Source organism: Paracoccus sp. DMF-8 (assembly GCF_029309835.1).
In the GTDB taxonomy this organism is placed as follows: Bacteria; Pseudomonadota; Alphaproteobacteria; order Rhodobacterales; family Rhodobacteraceae; genus Paracoccus.
This window is the reverse complement of the sequence record NZ_JARJHL010000016.1, coordinates 68,397-82,496: the sequence shown is the minus strand read 5'-3', so window position 1 is coordinate 82,496 and position 14,100 is coordinate 68,397. Positions and strand designations below refer to the sequence as shown.

Sequence of the window (14,100 nt, the reverse complement as noted above, 5' to 3'; positions counted from 1 at the left end):
GCTTTTGCCATGACCCCTCATTTCCGCGCGATCGACGTATCGGGCCAGCCCGCGCTCGAACCGGCGGATCAGGCCGCGCCCGTGCTCGACTGGATCCCGATCCGGCAGTTGGTGGTCGACGATCGCTATCAGCGCCCGCTGACCCGTGCCGGCTGGCAGACCATTCGGCGGATCGCGGAAAACTTCCGCTGGTCGCGGTTTTCGCCCGTCCTGGTCGCGCCGATGCCGGGCGCGCTCTGGGCCATCATCGACGGCCAGCACCGCACCCATGCCGCCGCGATCTGCGGCCATGACAAGGTGCCCTGCATGTCGGTCCATATGGACACGGCCGAACAGGCACAGGCCTTTGCCGACGTCAACGGCACCGTGACCCGGATCACCGTTCATCATGTCTTCAAGGCGGCGCTCGCGGCGGGCGAAAACTGGGCCGACGGGACGAACTGGATCACCGCGCAGGCGGATCGTTTTGCCATCGTCAATGGACCGGGCCCGAACGCGGCGCGCACGGTGCCCTTTTACGTCCAGGGCGGCACCGTCTATATGGACAAGGCGGTCGTTAAACACGGCGATATCGGGACGCTGCAACTGGAAGACGGCGCGGCCACGATGACGTGGAGCGCCGAGTCGCAGGCCCTGTCGATCATCGCGACCTATCCGATGCGGCTGCTGATCATGGCCAACTGCCGGATCATGGGCACGAGCAGCACCCATACGACGGTCTATCGGATGCGGCGCAACGGGGCCGCGATCAAGTCCATCGCCTTTTCGGTCTCGCAATACACAAACTCCTTTTCGACCTCCCACATGTTCAATGTGAGTGCTGGCACCCATAATTTCTCCTTCGATTACACCCGCGAAGGGTCCGGCACGGCCACACAGGTCGAGAATCCATCCATCGCAATTTTCGGGGGGTATCGCTGATGATGATCGACTTCACGGTTTTCGACGAATCCGGGCGGCATGTGAAATCCATGACGATGCCCGATCTTGAAAACGCCGAACTCAACACGGATCCGGCTCACTATCTGGTCGAGGGTCAATATGACGAGGACAGCTGGTTCGACGGCACCGAGGTCCTGCCGCGCCCGACGATTCCCACGCCCGTCGTCACCGGCAGGGAGATTCATTTCGCGAGCTTCCCGCCCGGCCTGACGGTCACGGCCTGGGACCAGTATACGGTCGGCGAGCATATGACTTCGGTGCCTGCGACGACCGGGGCGGTGCCGGTGACCAGCAGCATCTGGTTTTCCGAGCCGTCGCGCTACCTGATCGAGTTCGAGGCGGATTTCCCATGGATTCCGCTGACGCTGGAGCTTGACCTTGGCGCGGACGAGACACCGGACTGGGAGCAGCCCTGGGTGGTGATCCTCGACAACAAGCCCGGCCGCGCCGCGTTTTTGCAGAGTGTGCGCGAGGCGACCAGCATCGACCGGCTGACTTTCCTGCGCCGCGTCGTTGCCGAAAACTGGCTACAGCCCGCCGATGCCGAGGTGCTGGCCGCAGGAGGCATCCCCGAAATCGTCGAGAACGCGCTGGTCTCAATCGACCCCGATCAGGTTTTTGACGCCCGCCTGCAATGGTCCGCATCCTATATCGTTGGCAGGATGGACCCGCTGGTCGTCGCGGTCATGGACTATTTTCAGGTAGGCCACCACGATCTGGACCGGATTTTCGGTGTCACACCCTATGAGGTGACGCCATGACCGCCCGGATCAAACGCGGCGCCACATTCCGCGCGCAAGTCGAACTGGATGAGGCCGAATGGGCGGCGCTCTGGCCCTGGGACGCGGTCACGGCCGAGATGCGCCAGCAGGGCGCGCGTCATGATCTGCAGGTCTCCGCGGATCCTGACAGCCGGATCATCGCGCTCCGCGCCGACACGACGGGATGGGCCATCGGCGCGGCCAGTTTCGATGTCAGGATCCAGCGCGGCGGCGACGTGATCGCGATTCCGGCCACGACCAATATCCGCCTGCAGATCTTCGAGGGGGCCAGCACATGAGGATCGTGATTTTCGGGGCGGATGAATCCGTCACCGTCCACAATGCGCCTGTCCTGCTGCCCGGCGGGGTGTCGCCGGAAACTCTGGCCCGGATCGCCGATCTGGAAACCGCGCTGGCAGCGGCGCTGGCGCGGATCGAGGCGCTGGAGGGGGGCGAGACACCGCAGCCGGGCGTGGCGCCGTCGCTGGTCGCGCCCGGCGCGATCAGCCCGGTGACCGGCCCGTTCGGGACCGTCTTTGACCTGACGGCCCCGGTTTTTGCTGGCACGCCCACCCCGACCGTGACCCGCAGCGCCACATTGGACGGCCAGCCCGTTGATGCGATCGTCGGAGACAGCTACGTCGGGACCGGTCCGGGCGAACTGGTGGTGACCTGGACGGCGACAAACGGTCACGGGTCACCGGCGACCAGCACGGCCAGCGCGACGATCACGGCTGCGCTCGCTGCACCGGTCGTCACGAATGATCCTGCGATCGGCCCTGCGCCGGTGTCCGGCGGGATATCCACGCTGCATATCGGCGCCGCGACCGGCAATCCGCCCCCGACCGCCACATGGGTGGCACAGATCGACGGCTGGCCGGATCAGACCGGCACAGGGGGCGGGCTGATCGTCTGGCCCGAGGTCAGCGCCGACACGGCCTGGACGGTCACGGTCACCTGGGCCAACGGCGTCGGTGATCCTGCGGCGGTGACGCTGACCGGCACCATCATCGCAGACACACCCGAGCCGCCCGCCGAATGGACCCTGATCGGCGGTCCCGGCGCGCTCACCATCACAGACATGCCCGCCGTCCCGGCCCTGATCATCACGGGCGGGACGGGCGGAATCACAATCGAGGACTGACATGGCCAACCGTATCATCGTCACCGATGTTGACATGACCGACGACAACATCCTGTTCGTCACCCGCCGCGCCCTGCCGCAGACCATTGCAGGTTTGGTAGCGGGCACATGGTATACTCTCAACACTGCCATGTCGGGGCCGATCACGGTCGCGGCTGCACCCCCACCGCCGGGCCAGCTGCGCACCCCCCTGACCAGCGCCAGCAACCACGTTCATAGCGGCCACAGTCTGACGGATGACTATGCCGCGTGGCATCGGAACATGCGCGAATTGCTGGTCAGCATCGGGGTCACCGCGCCCTATGAGACCATGAAGAACTCGCTCATGCCGGGATCGTCCATAATGGCGCGGTGGGAGCACGAATTCGATGTTGCCAGCATCAACACCGACGCGCGGCGCAACATCGTCGAGTTTGATACCCTGATGATCACCGAAAGCCTGCCTGTGCCTCGCTTCGCCCACCCTGATGAGGATGTCGATCACCAGCGCAGAACCCTTGATTACCTGTGCCGTTTCGTCGCCAACACCATCGTGAACGGCGGCGGAAACGATGTGATCCTGTGGTCGATCTGGCCGGACATACACGGTCCCGGCGCATCGGCTACCCAACCAGCTTCCCCGCTGTGGTCGGAGTTTGCATTCCGCACCGGCCTGCCGGAACACGGTCGTATTTTCAAATATATGGCGGATTACACCACATGGAAAATGAAGCAGCTTTATCCTAGCTTGCCAGATAACTGGCGGGCCTGGGTGTTCCCCGGCCATCTGTTCATGCAGCATCTGTATGACGACATTATCGCCGGTGTTGCTCCGGGTTACACGGTCGTGGAAGATATTTTCAGTGACGACATCCATGCAGCCGACCCGACCAGCTACGGACTGACCTGTCTGGTCACGACCCTGCTGTATGGCTTCGACCTTGAGGCGCTGGACGCTGTCAACCCCGGCTCTGTGTTCATCCCCGAATATGCGACCCGCGCGCAGGCAGAATATTTCTGGGCGCTGGCCAACCGGATCGCTGCCGAATACGAGCCAGCCGGTCGCGGCGGAACAGTTGGTGGCGAGGCTGCGCTATGCGGTATCGGCAACCAACACCGAGAGCACAACGGTGGTCAGGTCCAACCCGGTCGGCCCTGCGGTCGACGAAACCGAGGCCGTCCTGCCAGCAGACCACGTCCTGTACAAGGCGGCCACCATCCATGAAGGCCCGGTGATGTTGGGGACCCCGCCGACTGTTGTCGATGGGGTGATGCGGTTCGGGCGCTACCCGACCGTTGAAGATATCCCGCGCATGTCGCTGACATCGACAGAACTCTATGTCGCCATGGCTGTCAGGACAACGAGCCTGGGCACCATTGACCTTGTGTCCGCCAATAACCGCCTGCACGATCCCTGGAACTGGCCGCGCATGGTGGCATCTGGCAGCCCTCACAGGGGCGGAGGTTTCGAAGCCTTGTATGGTCAGGATGGCTTTGACCCTGTGATCAGCCGTTCCGCAGAGGGCAGTTTTATTCAGGGCGCGTGGTTCGTGGCCGAGTTCTGCTTTAGCGCAGCAGGCACAACCGTCCGCGTCATCCACGGCACGACCGACTACGGCGATGTCGCCACGCCCCTGCCGGAAGGGGCGGTGTTGGCAGAGACCACTACGCTGTTCATCTCGCCGCTGAGCGCGGGTGGAGATCCGGTCGAAACCGACATTGCCGCACTGGTCGTCCATGACCGCATCCCGACGCCAGCAGAGCGCGCCAGTATCAGAGCCGTGATGGCCGAGAGCGTGCCGGGGTGATGGTGAGGGGTGCCACGGATCGCGGCGGCGGTGGCACAACCTATAGCTATGCGTTCAGCGCATACCGTTGCGCAAAACCACCTTTCCGGGGCAGATTCGGGCCAAACCGCCCCGGATTTCGTCTAAGCCTTTGATTTTATGTAACATGCAGATGGCGCTCAACGTCCGTACAAAATTTGCATGTTAACGATAACAGTGCAGGTGGCGGATTCAGGCTCCGTACGTGTGGAAAACCCCGTAAAAACAGGCTTTAACGCGGGTTCCGGGAGGGTTGATGCAGGTCTCTTCAAGAGGCGCTCTGCGGGGTATCTCAAACCGTTTCCGTTCTGACATGCAAATGAGCCCGTCAACGCGCCACCGGTCACCATATCAGCTAAGCGCCCGTTTTTTCGACATTTCCCGGATATTATCAGCTGTTCCCAGATAAACCGGCTTGGTCCCTTTTAGACCCATGTTTCTGTCGCGTTACACGTTTCGTCATGTCCGTTCTGTCATGACCCATGTCACCGCGCTTACGTTCCAAGCAGGATCACACGACCCTTTTCCGACCGGCGAAGGCCAACCGCGACGGCTTTGGCCAGTTCAAAGCGATAGCCGCCATCTCTGGCCTGATCTATCGCGCGTTTCCTGTCATCCCTGTCCCGAATGGCCAGATTTGTTGACCAGGAGCTTGCCCAGATGGCCCAATATGGCGAAAATACCTGCTTGCGGACCGCTTTGGGCAGGCGCATCGGCCAGACCGCGACGGCGATCTCTTGACCAGAGGGCATGCGGACGACCGCCCGCGTGTCAAGCGGCTCGTCGCGTCCCATATACCAGGATCTGCGGTCGATATGGATATCCACCGCCACGATGCGCCCCTGTTCCAGATCGCCCACCGGATCGGTCAGCGCCCCCCAGACCCAGGGCAGGACATGCATCAGCACCACGATCCCCGCGAAAACGGCGGCCTCCCAGGGCAGGTTTCCCATGGCTGCGGCCATGACGCAGCCAACGAACAGGGCTGTCACGAAAAGAAACTGTTTTCCCGGCCAGATCATGGCAAATCAATCGTCTCTGCTGGCGATGCCCGCGACCGGGGCGCCGCCGTTTCCCGCCGGCCTGTGGAACCGCCGCCGCGCCGGCCCGACATTGCCCGGTCAGGATCGCGGCGGCAAGCGCGAACGGCCAGATCAGGACAGGTCGCCTCAGGGCTGGCCACATCGGGACGGGCCACCGTCGCAAACAAGCGGGCTGACCCGGATCGTCATAACCGCTTGAGCCTGCGCGGCGCTTTCTGGCAAATAGTCGCATGACACAACGCCGGTCACGCATGATCCTCCGATCGCTCAGGTTGCGCTTTCTGGCGTCTCTGGGGATTGGCGCGGCCATTCTGACAAGCTGGTGGCTGCGGGTCGAGGACGCGCGCGCACCGAAAGAACTGCCGCAGATCGGTCTTGGACAGGCCGTCGCGGCGGGGCGGACCAGCCTGATCCCGGAACGGCTGATGGTGCAGGATGGCCAACTGATCCTAGAGGCGACGGTGGAAACCATGACCGGCGCGACCGTCGGCACGCCTTTCGGCGCACCCGCCCGACTGCCCGACCTGCTGCTGGAAAACGGCCCCCTGCCCGCCGCCGAGGTCATCTTGCTGCGCGACGGCGAGCCGCTGCGGCAACTGCATCCCCGGATGCCCGAACAGGTGCGGCTGATCTGGCCGCCCGACAGCCTGCCGCCCGATCATCTGCCGCCGGAAATGACCACGATCCGTTTCAGCCGGCAGATCTTCAAGCTGCGCGACAATCTGTATGGTCAGGCAAGCTGGCTGGGGCACGAGCCGTCCGGCGAATTGCGCATCACCCCCGAGGTCCTGCCATGAAAGGGCTGGCCCCCGCCTGCATCGCGCTGGCCGGTGCCGGTCTTCTGGCAGCGTTTCATGCCACGAATCCCGGCTATAACGAAACATTCCGGCCTTTCGTCACCGATGTTCCCGCCGATCAGCCGGGCGAAACGCGGCTGTTCGGCGGGCAGGTCGCGGGCTGGCGCACGGCGGACCGGATCGGCTTTTCCCGGTTCGGGCGGGACCGGCTGCTGGAAACGCAGGGGGTTTTCCTGCTGGTCGATCTGCGGCTGCATGCCAATATCCAGTCCACGACCCTGCGCGCCGTCTGGCAGGGTGCAAGCGGCAGGGAATATGCCGCGACCGCGCGGGCCGAAAACCTGCCCGGCGCGGTGGAATCGGTGGCGCTGCAACCCGGCCTGACCATGTCGGCGCTGGCGGTGTTCGAACTGCCGGCCGATGAGATCGCGGGCGGCGCGCTGGTCCTGACCTCACCGCTGAATCCGCCGCTGGAGGGGGGTTTGCGCCTTCAGCCGCCAGCCGCCCTGCCGGAACACCGGGCCGAAGAAGGTTTCGGTCCATGAAACATCTGGGCTGGATCCTTGCGGCGCTTGTCTTTTTCGGCCTTGCCTCGCCTGGTGGTCGCATGGCCCGCCCTGCGTGACTTGCGCACCCATGTCCCGACCCGGATCACGCAGGCCGAAACCCCGGACGGAACCCTGCACGGGCTGCATTTCCGGATCGAGGCCGCAAGATTCACGGTGCTGCCGCAATTGCCCGACAGGGCCGTCGCCCTTGTCCGGCTGGATGTCGCGGGCGATCCGCAGGACATGGCGCAATGGCTGAACTGCACGGTCAGCATCACGGATGACAAGGGGCGGCGCTGGCTGCCGCTTTACAGTCAACTGGGGCTGGAGATCGCGGCCTTTCTTGGCGATGGGCAACGGGCCGGGCCGAATTGCCGGCAGGTGATTGCCGGCAGCGGGCAAGGCACCGCCGACGAAGCCTTTCTGCTGCCGCTTGAGGTGCTGGACGGATTGCGGCTGGAAATCCGGGATCAGGCGGGCCTGCCCGATGCGCTGTCCCTGCCGCTCAGGCTGGTGATGCGTCCGGCGCCCTGACCGTCGCCCTGACCGGCGCGGCGCGCGCGGCAAGCTGCAAGCCCGCCGACAGGATGCAGAACTGCAAGGGCCCGACCAGAATCCCCCCCGGCATGCCGCCGGGCATGCCGAACAGCAGGTTCAGCGGCACCCCGATCACCTGCCAGGATGCGAAATCCCGCGGGCCGATCAGATGGGCCAGCCCGATCCATGCCCAGTTGCCCGCCCAGTCCACCAGCCGCCACAGGACGATGACCGACACCGTCAGCGTGACCCCGGCCGAGGCCGCAAGCATCACGCCATTCGCGACCGCATTCCAGCGTTTCACCACCCCGGCCCAGAAATGGCCGATGAAATCGCGCAGGCCCTTGGGCAGGGCGCCCCAACGTTCCAGCGCGGTTCCGGCCAGTCTCCGGGTCGGCTCGGCGATCCGCGTCAGGTCGTGGCCGTGGACGATGGCGCCCATGTTGAACCAGATCACCGGCAGCAAGGCATACCAGAAAAGCCCGCTCAGAAACGGCCACAAGCGGAAGGGCGGCGGCCAGTCGACCGGATAGGGGACGGTCGAAACAGCCGCACCGGCAGCGGGCACGATCCGGTCGATCATCTCGCCCGGCGACGGCAACAGGGCAAGCCAGTCAGCGAACTGCCCTTTCCAGCCGGACAGCACATAAAGGCCAAGCAGCGCCCAGCTTGCCTCGCAGGCGACGACGACCAGCGCCCACCCTGCCGGGCCACCCCCGGCCTGCCGGGCCTTGGAAAAGCGTCGGATCAGCCAGATCAGGGCAACCGCCAGCACGACCCAACCGGATTGCCCGATGTCCAGCGCAGCAGGCGAGGCCTCGGGCTGCGTCAGGTCCATGCGCCGCATCTGCGTCCCCCAGAACAGTTGGGAATAATCGCGCAGCGTTTCCGACAGCAGGCCCCAGCCCGCGTAATAGCCGTAAAACGGGATCAGCACCGCCAGCAGCGCCCCCGCCAATAGCGGGACACCCCGTGGCGGTGCAGGATCGTCGATCCGGACCCCGTCATCCGCCGGGCGCCGCAGTCCGGCCGTGCGCCCTTGCAAGATGACAAAGGCCGAAACGAAAAGCAGCAGTTGCAACAGGATGACCGGCGCGATGGCGAACAGGCCCAGCAGGCGGCTGTGCATGCCGATCTCGACCGCGAGACGCAGCAACACCTCATGCAGCAGCGCCACGCCCGCCCAGATCGCGGTCAGCCGCGCGCCATATCGGGCAAACAGCGAAAGGCTGAAACGGATATGCTGTCCGATCATCCGGGTCATGGCCGCCTGTATCTTACCACGCAGAATACGACCGCGCTGCCATCAGCTATAATGGACCCGGCGCATGGCCGTCCATCCGCCACAGGAACCGGCACCGGCACGGGCGGCGCGGTGCCTGTGGCCAAAAAATTGCGTTCTGCGGATATTTGGCTTAAACAACGCGTAATCGCGATCCCGAGACCCTGCCCGGGGCGTCTCGCACCCTATCGGCCGAATGGCCAACGTGCTTTGCGCATCATGCGCGGGATCAGAAATTCACGCGATGTCGGCTCCTGTCGGCGTGCATTTCCGGGATCAAAGGCGGAGCCTTATGCAACCGAAACTTTCGGTCCAGAACCTTTACAAAATATTTGGCGACAATGCCGATGCCGCGCTGGAAATGGTGCGGCGCGGCGAAAGCAAGTCAGCGATCCTGTCCCGGACCGGTGCCACGGTCGGCGTGCAGGATGCCGGTTTCGACATTCACGAAGGCGAGATTTTCGTGGTCATGGGCCTGTCCGGCTCCGGCAAGTCCACCCTTGTGCGGATGCTGAACGGGCTGATCACGCCCACCTCGGGACAGGTCATGATTGACGGCGAAGATATCGCCCGCGCCGACACCGCCACGTTGCGCCGCATCCGCCGGGAAAAGATCGCCATGGTCTTTCAGCATTTCGCGCTGTTTCCGCATTGGACGATTGCCGAAAACGTGGCCTATGGGCTGAAGGTGCGCGGCATGACGGCCGGGGCACGACGGGCACGGGCGCTTGAGGTACTGGCGCAGGTCGGGCTGGAGCCCTGGGCCGACAGCCTGCCCGCGGACCTGTCGGGCGGCATGCAGCAGCGGGTCGGGCTGGCGCGCGGACTGGCCGCCGATCCCGACATCCTGCTGATGGACGAACCCTTCGGGGCGCTTGACCCGCTGATCCGCCGCGACATGCAGACCGAACTGCTGGCGCTGCAAAAGACGCTGAAGAAAACCATCGTCTTCATCACCCATGACCTGAACGAGGCCCTGTTGCTGGGCAACCGCATCGCCATCATGAAGGACGGGCGCATCGTCCAGACCGGTTCCGCGCAGACCATCGTCACCGCACCGGCCGACGATTATGTCGCGGCCTTTGTCGCCGATATCGACCGGGGCCGGGTCTTTACCGCCGGGGACGTCGCCAGCGAGCCGACCACGATTCAGTTGCGCAGCACATCGGTCCGCGAGGCGCTGCGGATGATGGAACAAAGCGGCGACCGCGCGCTGTATGTCCTTGACGGCGAAAGGGTGGCGGGTGTCGTCACCTATCGCGATCTGGCGGCCTCGGAGCTGGACGGGGCCACGCCCGACACGACCATCGGCAAGTCGATGATTACCGATTTCCCGACAGCCAATGACGACACGCAGTTGCATGAACTGTATGGCCCCGCCGGCGGCGGCCCGCCGATCGCCGTCACCGACGGCGCCGACCGGCTGCTTGCCGTGGTCGAGCCGCATGACGTGCTGACCCACCTTGCCGGCGATGCGGGCGAGGCCGCAGCCGATGATATCGCACAGGAGACCGCCGATGCTCAGCCCCGCTGATCTTGCGACGCTGCCGTTCGACGATTGGATCAATGCCTTTGTGCGCGGCTGGCTGGTGCCGAATTTCCGGCCCTGGTTCCGCGCGGCGCAGGTGCCGATCAGCGCCGTGCTGTTCTGGCTGGACAGTTTCTTTCGCATGGTGCCGATGCTGGTGACGACGGCGGCCTTTGCCGCGATGGCCTGGAAATTCGCCGGGCGCGGAATGGCCATTTTTACGGTGCTGGGCTTTGCCTTCATCGACATGATCGGGCTGTGGAACGAGACGATGACCAGCCTGGCGATGGTCGTGACATCGGTGCTGTTCTGCGCGGTGATCGGCATTCCCGCCGGGATCCTTGCGGCGGGTTCCGACCGGTTTTGGCGGATCATGCGGCCGGTGCTGGACATCATGCAGACGATCCCCTCTTTCGTCTATCTGGTGCCGATCGTGATGCTGTTCGGCGTCGGCACGGCGCCGGGGATCATCGCGACCATCGTCTTTGCCCTGCCGCCGATGGTGCGGCTGACCAATCTGGGCATCCGCAATGTCCGCTCCGACCTGATCGAGGCGGCCGAGGCGTTCGGTTCCACCCGCTGGCAGATGCTGCGCGACCTGCAACTGCCTTTGGCGATGCGCACGATCATGGCGGGGCTGAACCAGACGCTGATGCTGGCGCTGTCGATGGTGGTGATCGCCGCATTGATCGGCGGCGGCGGGCTGGGCCTTGTCGTCAACACCGGGCTGGGCCGTCTGGATGTCGGCGGCGCGACCGCGGGCGGCGTGGGCATGGTCATTCTGGCCATCGTGCTTGACCGGATCACCCGAGGGGACTTGCCGAAGGCTGGGCTCTGGCACGGCATCGCTCGGCAGGACGCTGGCCGGTTTCTTTCGGTTGCGGGGGCTGTCCCCGGGCCGAGAAGCCAGAAGGCGGGATGAACCCGCCTGTTTCGCATGGCGGGCCGATCCGGCCCGTCCATCTGAAATCACATTGAAAAGGAGACCCGGATGAAACCCCGTCTCACGCACTCTCTGGCCGCTGTCGGCGCGCTGGCATGTCTGACCGCTGCGCCGGTCGTGGCCGAGACCCTGCCCGGTGAGGGCACCACGATCATCATGGCCCGGCCGACATGGGACACCGGTTGGTTCCACACCGAGATCTATCGCCAGATGCTGGCCGAACTCGGCTATACCATGGCCGAACCCATGACACTGGACAATCCCGCGTTCTATCAGGCGGTTGCCTTTGGCGATGTGACCATGTGGGTCGATGGCTGGTTTCCGATGCACGGATCCTATGCCCCGGCCTTTGAATCCGGCGCCGAGGTCGTCGGCATGGTCGCAAAGGCCGGCGCCATGGATGGCTATCTTGTCGACAAGGCCACGGCCGAGCGGCTGGACATTACCAATCTGGACGATTTCAAACGTCCGGAGGTACAAGAGGCGTTCGACCGCAATGGCGATGGCCTGGCCGATCTGGTGGCCTGTCCCGCAGGCTGGATGTGCGAGACCAGCATCGATTTCCACATGGACGCCTATGACCTGCGCGGCCATGTCAACACGATCAACGCCAATTACGCGGCATCCATGGCCGATGCCGTCGCCGCCTATCAGGCGGGCGAGCCCATCTTTTTCTATACATGGGTGCCGAACTGGACGGTCGACACGCTGGTCCCCGGCGAGGATGTCGTCTGGATCGAGGTGCCGGAAGTCGCGCTGCCTGGCGACCTGATGGACCTTGCCGATTCGGCCACGCAGGAGGGTATCGTGGGCTGCGTCAACGATCCGTGCCAGGTCGGCTTTCCGGTCAGCGACATCGTTCCCGTCGTGAATTCGGAATTCATCGCCGCAAACCCGGCCGTTCGCGCATTGCTGGAAACCGCGACGATTCCGATGCCCGACATCATCGCGCAAAACGCGGCGATGAATGCCGGAGACGATGATGTCACCGCGCAGGCGACGGCCTGGATTGCGGACAACCGGGCGCTGGTCGACGACTGGCTTGCACAGGCCCGCGCGGCCGCGCAGTAACGGATAGCGACATCCTGCGGGGCGCGCACGCGCGCGCGCCCCGCACGTCCCGACGATACCGGGCGCCCGGCCTGCGGGGCTGACCGGGCGGGACATGTCTGATCCGGCATCCGCCGGGGCGGTGCGGCGGCGGGCGTCATCGTCTGGACAACGCATCTTCAGCCCGTGATGCGCAATCGCACCCGCAAACGGCCCCGAACCATCCCGAGGCCGGATCATCCCGGAAAGGCGGCGCACAAGACCGTCAACCCGGTCAGGACGAACCCGGCCATTGCAGGCATCAGCGCCGGACGCAAAGGCGTGAACGCCCTTGCCAAGCCCGGTCCGAGGGTTCAAGAAAAGCCACATGCCGCCGGACGACCGCATCCGGCCTGCCATTTCCAGGATTTTCTCCCAGGATTATTTCCATGTCTGCCTCTCCATTGCACCGGGATATTTCCCGGCCCGAGTTCATTGCCTTGATCGCGGGGCTGATGGCGCTGAATGCTCTGGCCATCGACATCATGCTTCCGGCCCTGCCCTATATGGGCGCGGCGCTTGGGGTCGCGAATGAGAACGACCGCCATTATGTGCTGACCGCCTATCTGTTGGGTTTCGGCATTGCCCAATTGGCCTTTGGCCCCCTTTCGGACCGGTTCGGCAGGCGCGCACCGCTTTTCGTGGGGCTGGTGGTCTATGCCATTGCCGCCCTTGCCGCCGCGTTCTCGCCCAATTTCGCCACGCTGCTGGCCCTGCGCTTCGTTCAGGGGATCGGCGCCGCCGGAACCCGTGTCATCGCCGTTTCGGTGGTCCGCGACCGTTTCAGCGGACGCGCCATGGCCGAAGTCATGTCGCTGGTCTTCATGGTTTTCATGATCATCCCGGTGGTTGCCCCGTCCGTCGGGCAGGTCATTTTGCTGACCGGCCCCTGGGAATATATTTTCCTGTTCATGGCGGTGGTGGGCGCGGGAATCTCGACCTGGGCCTTTCTGCGCCTGCCCGAGACGCTTGCCCCCGAACACCGCCGCCCGCTGCGGGCCGAGGTAATCCTGGACGGTTTCCGTATCGTGCTGAGCAACCGCAGCGCCGTCATGTATAGTCTTGCCGGCACCTTCATCCTGGCGGCCCTGTTCGGGTTCATCAACACGTCTCAGCAGATCTATGTCGATCTTTACGGGCTGGGCGCGCTCTTTCCGCTGGCCTTCGCCTTTCAGGCATCCCTGATGGCGATTTCGTCCTATACCAATTCCCGCATGGTGCGCCGCCTTGGCATGAGACGGCTCAGCCACGCCGCCATGCTGGTTTTCATCGCGGTCAGCGGGTTGTGGCTTGTGCTTGCGCTGGTTCTGCCCTTGCCGCTTTGGCTGTTCATGGCATTGCTCTGCGTCATCATGTTCATGTTCGGCTGGTCTGCCTCGAACATGAATTCACTTTCGCTCGAACCTCTGGGCGCGGTGGCGGGCACGGCCTCTTCGGTTTTCGGCTTTGTCCAGACGGTGGGCGGCGCGGTGCTTGGCACGCTGGTCGGCGGCTTTTTCAACGGCACGACCGTCCCGATTGCGGCAGGATATGTCATCTTCGGGCTGCTGGCGCTTGGCTGCATCCTCATCGCCGAAAACGGCAGGCTGTTCGGCGTCGGCGAGGAATATCGCACCCACACCCCGTAACGGAACGAAACATATCGTCGGGGCAGACGGGATCAGGGCGAATGGAAATCGTC

General features: G+C 64.3%; 15 protein-coding genes. 13 read left to right on the top strand and 2 right to left on the bottom strand.

Annotated elements, in window-relative coordinates; translation table 11 throughout:
• Positions 1–9: 9 nt before the first annotated feature.
• From PE067_RS17270 to PE067_RS17245, 6 genes are read left to right on the top strand one after another with little or no spacing between them, the layout of a single operon-like run.
• Entirely contained in the window at positions 10–921 is a 912-nt protein-coding gene (locus PE067_RS17270) for a ParB N-terminal domain-containing protein (RefSeq protein WP_276190930.1), read from the top strand.
• Positions 921–1,703, top strand: coding sequence for a hypothetical protein (locus PE067_RS17265; protein ID WP_276190929.1), 783 nt, complete (start codon positions 921–923; stop codon positions 1,701–1,703). The genes PE067_RS17270 and PE067_RS17265 overlap by 1 nt, the downstream gene beginning before the upstream one ends.
• On the top strand, positions 1,700–2,002 hold the full coding sequence (locus PE067_RS17260; protein ID WP_276190928.1) for a hypothetical protein: 303 nt from the start codon (positions 1,700–1,702) through the stop codon (positions 2,000–2,002). The genes PE067_RS17265 and PE067_RS17260 overlap by 4 nt, the downstream gene beginning before the upstream one ends.
• The gene (locus tag PE067_RS17255; RefSeq protein ID WP_276190927.1) at positions 1,999–2,847 is read left to right on the top strand and encodes a hypothetical protein; all 849 of its coding nucleotides are present in this window, start codon (positions 1,999–2,001) and stop codon (positions 2,845–2,847) included. The genes PE067_RS17260 and PE067_RS17255 overlap by 4 nt, the downstream gene beginning before the upstream one ends.
• A 1-nt stretch (position 2,848) precedes the next feature.
• Entirely contained in the window at positions 2,849–4,051 is a 1,203-nt protein-coding gene (locus PE067_RS17250) for a hypothetical protein (RefSeq protein WP_276190926.1), read from the top strand.
• 10 nt (positions 4,052–4,061) lie between these two features.
• Complete coding sequence (locus PE067_RS17245) at positions 4,062–4,634, top strand: hypothetical protein (RefSeq protein ID WP_276190925.1); 573 nt, start codon at positions 4,062–4,064, stop codon at positions 4,632–4,634.
• A 512-nt stretch (positions 4,635–5,146) separates the two neighbouring features.
• Here PE067_RS17245 and PE067_RS17240 read toward each other — a convergent pair.
• The gene (locus PE067_RS17240) at positions 5,147–5,674 is read right to left on the bottom strand and encodes a hypothetical protein (protein WP_276190924.1); all 528 of its coding nucleotides are present in this window, start codon (positions 5,672–5,674) and stop codon (positions 5,147–5,149) included.
• A 272-nt stretch (positions 5,675–5,946) separates the two neighbouring features.
• Here PE067_RS17240 and PE067_RS17235 point away from each other — a divergent pair, with 272 nt between their 5' ends.
• The 3 genes from PE067_RS17235 to PE067_RS17225 are packed head-to-tail and all read left to right on the top strand — an operon-like array spanning position 5,947 to position 7,574.
• Positions 5,947–6,492, top strand: coding sequence for a hypothetical protein (locus tag PE067_RS17235; RefSeq protein WP_276190923.1), 546 nt, complete (start codon positions 5,947–5,949; stop codon positions 6,490–6,492).
• Positions 6,489–7,037: a hypothetical protein gene (locus tag PE067_RS17230; RefSeq protein ID WP_276190922.1), complete on the top strand. Its 549-nt coding sequence runs from the start codon at positions 6,489–6,491 to the stop codon at positions 7,035–7,037. Before PE067_RS17235 ends, PE067_RS17230 begins: the two co-directional genes overlap by 4 nt.
• A gap of 54 nt (positions 7,038–7,091) precedes the next feature.
• A complete protein-coding gene (locus PE067_RS17225) occupies positions 7,092–7,574 on the top strand; it encodes a hypothetical protein (RefSeq protein ID WP_276190921.1) in 483 nt (160 codons plus the stop codon).
• On the opposite strand, the gene PE067_RS17220 is transcribed toward PE067_RS17225, so the two are convergent.
• Positions 7,546–8,841: a hypothetical protein gene (locus PE067_RS17220; RefSeq protein ID WP_276190920.1), complete on the bottom strand. Its 1,296-nt coding sequence runs from the start codon at positions 8,839–8,841 to the stop codon at positions 7,546–7,548. The genes PE067_RS17225 and PE067_RS17220 overlap by 29 nt on opposite strands.
• 310 nt (positions 8,842–9,151) lie before the next feature.
• Between PE067_RS17220 and PE067_RS17215 the strand changes: the two genes are divergently transcribed.
• From PE067_RS17215 to PE067_RS17200, 4 genes are all read left to right on the top strand, one after another.
• Complete coding sequence (locus PE067_RS17215; RefSeq protein ID WP_346429722.1) at positions 9,152–10,393, top strand: glycine betaine/L-proline ABC transporter ATP-binding protein; 1,242 nt, start codon at positions 9,152–9,154, stop codon at positions 10,391–10,393.
• On the top strand, positions 10,377–11,309 hold the full coding sequence (locus tag PE067_RS17210; RefSeq protein WP_276190919.1) for an ABC transporter permease subunit: 933 nt from the start codon (positions 10,377–10,379) through the stop codon (positions 11,307–11,309). The genes PE067_RS17215 and PE067_RS17210 overlap by 17 nt, the downstream gene beginning before the upstream one ends.
• 69 nt (positions 11,310–11,378) lie before the next feature.
• Positions 11,379–12,401, top strand: a complete 1,023-nt coding sequence (gene proX, locus PE067_RS17205; RefSeq protein WP_276190918.1) for a glycine betaine/L-proline ABC transporter substrate-binding protein ProX — start codon at positions 11,379–11,381, stop codon at positions 12,399–12,401.
• Positions 12,402–12,808: 407 nt separating this feature from the next.
• Positions 12,809–14,047 carry a multidrug effflux MFS transporter gene (locus tag PE067_RS17200; protein WP_276190917.1) on the top strand — a complete coding sequence of 413 codons (1,239 nt, stop codon included), beginning with the start codon at positions 12,809–12,811 and terminating at the stop codon, positions 14,045–14,047.
• Positions 14,048–14,100: the final 53 nt, after the last annotated feature.

Bases quoted from the DNA above. Each gene is read 5' to 3' on its own strand.
- PE067_RS17270 (WP_276190930.1), top strand. From the start codon at position 10: ATGACCCCTCATTTCCGCGCGATCGACGTATCGGGCCAGCCCGCGCTC.
- PE067_RS17265 (WP_276190929.1), top strand. From the start codon at position 921: ATGATGATCGACTTCACGGTTTTCGACGAATCCGGGCGGCATGTGAAA.
- PE067_RS17260 (WP_276190928.1), top strand. From the start codon at position 1,700: ATGACCGCCCGGATCAAACGCGGCGCCACATTCCGCGCGCAAGTCGAA.
- PE067_RS17255 (WP_276190927.1), top strand. From the start codon at position 1,999: ATGAGGATCGTGATTTTCGGGGCGGATGAATCCGTCACCGTCCACAAT.
- PE067_RS17250 (WP_276190926.1), top strand. From the start codon at position 2,849: ATGGCCAACCGTATCATCGTCACCGATGTTGACATGACCGACGACAAC.
- PE067_RS17245 (WP_276190925.1), top strand. From the start codon at position 4,062: ATGTTGGGGACCCCGCCGACTGTTGTCGATGGGGTGATGCGGTTCGGG.
- PE067_RS17240 (WP_276190924.1), bottom strand. From the start codon at position 5,674: ATGATCTGGCCGGGAAAACAGTTTCTTTTCGTGACAGCCCTGTTCGTT.
- PE067_RS17235 (WP_276190923.1), top strand. From the start codon at position 5,947: ATGATCCTCCGATCGCTCAGGTTGCGCTTTCTGGCGTCTCTGGGGATT.
- PE067_RS17230 (WP_276190922.1), top strand. From the start codon at position 6,489: ATGAAAGGGCTGGCCCCCGCCTGCATCGCGCTGGCCGGTGCCGGTCTT.
- PE067_RS17220 (WP_276190920.1), bottom strand. From the start codon at position 8,841: ATGACCCGGATGATCGGACAGCATATCCGTTTCAGCCTTTCGCTGTTT.
- PE067_RS17215 (WP_346429722.1), top strand. From the start codon at position 9,152: ATGCAACCGAAACTTTCGGTCCAGAACCTTTACAAAATATTTGGCGAC.
- PE067_RS17210 (WP_276190919.1), top strand. From the start codon at position 10,377: ATGCTCAGCCCCGCTGATCTTGCGACGCTGCCGTTCGACGATTGGATC.
- proX (WP_276190918.1), top strand. From the start codon at position 11,379: ATGAAACCCCGTCTCACGCACTCTCTGGCCGCTGTCGGCGCGCTGGCA.
- PE067_RS17200 (WP_276190917.1), top strand. From the start codon at position 12,809: ATGTCTGCCTCTCCATTGCACCGGGATATTTCCCGGCCCGAGTTCATT.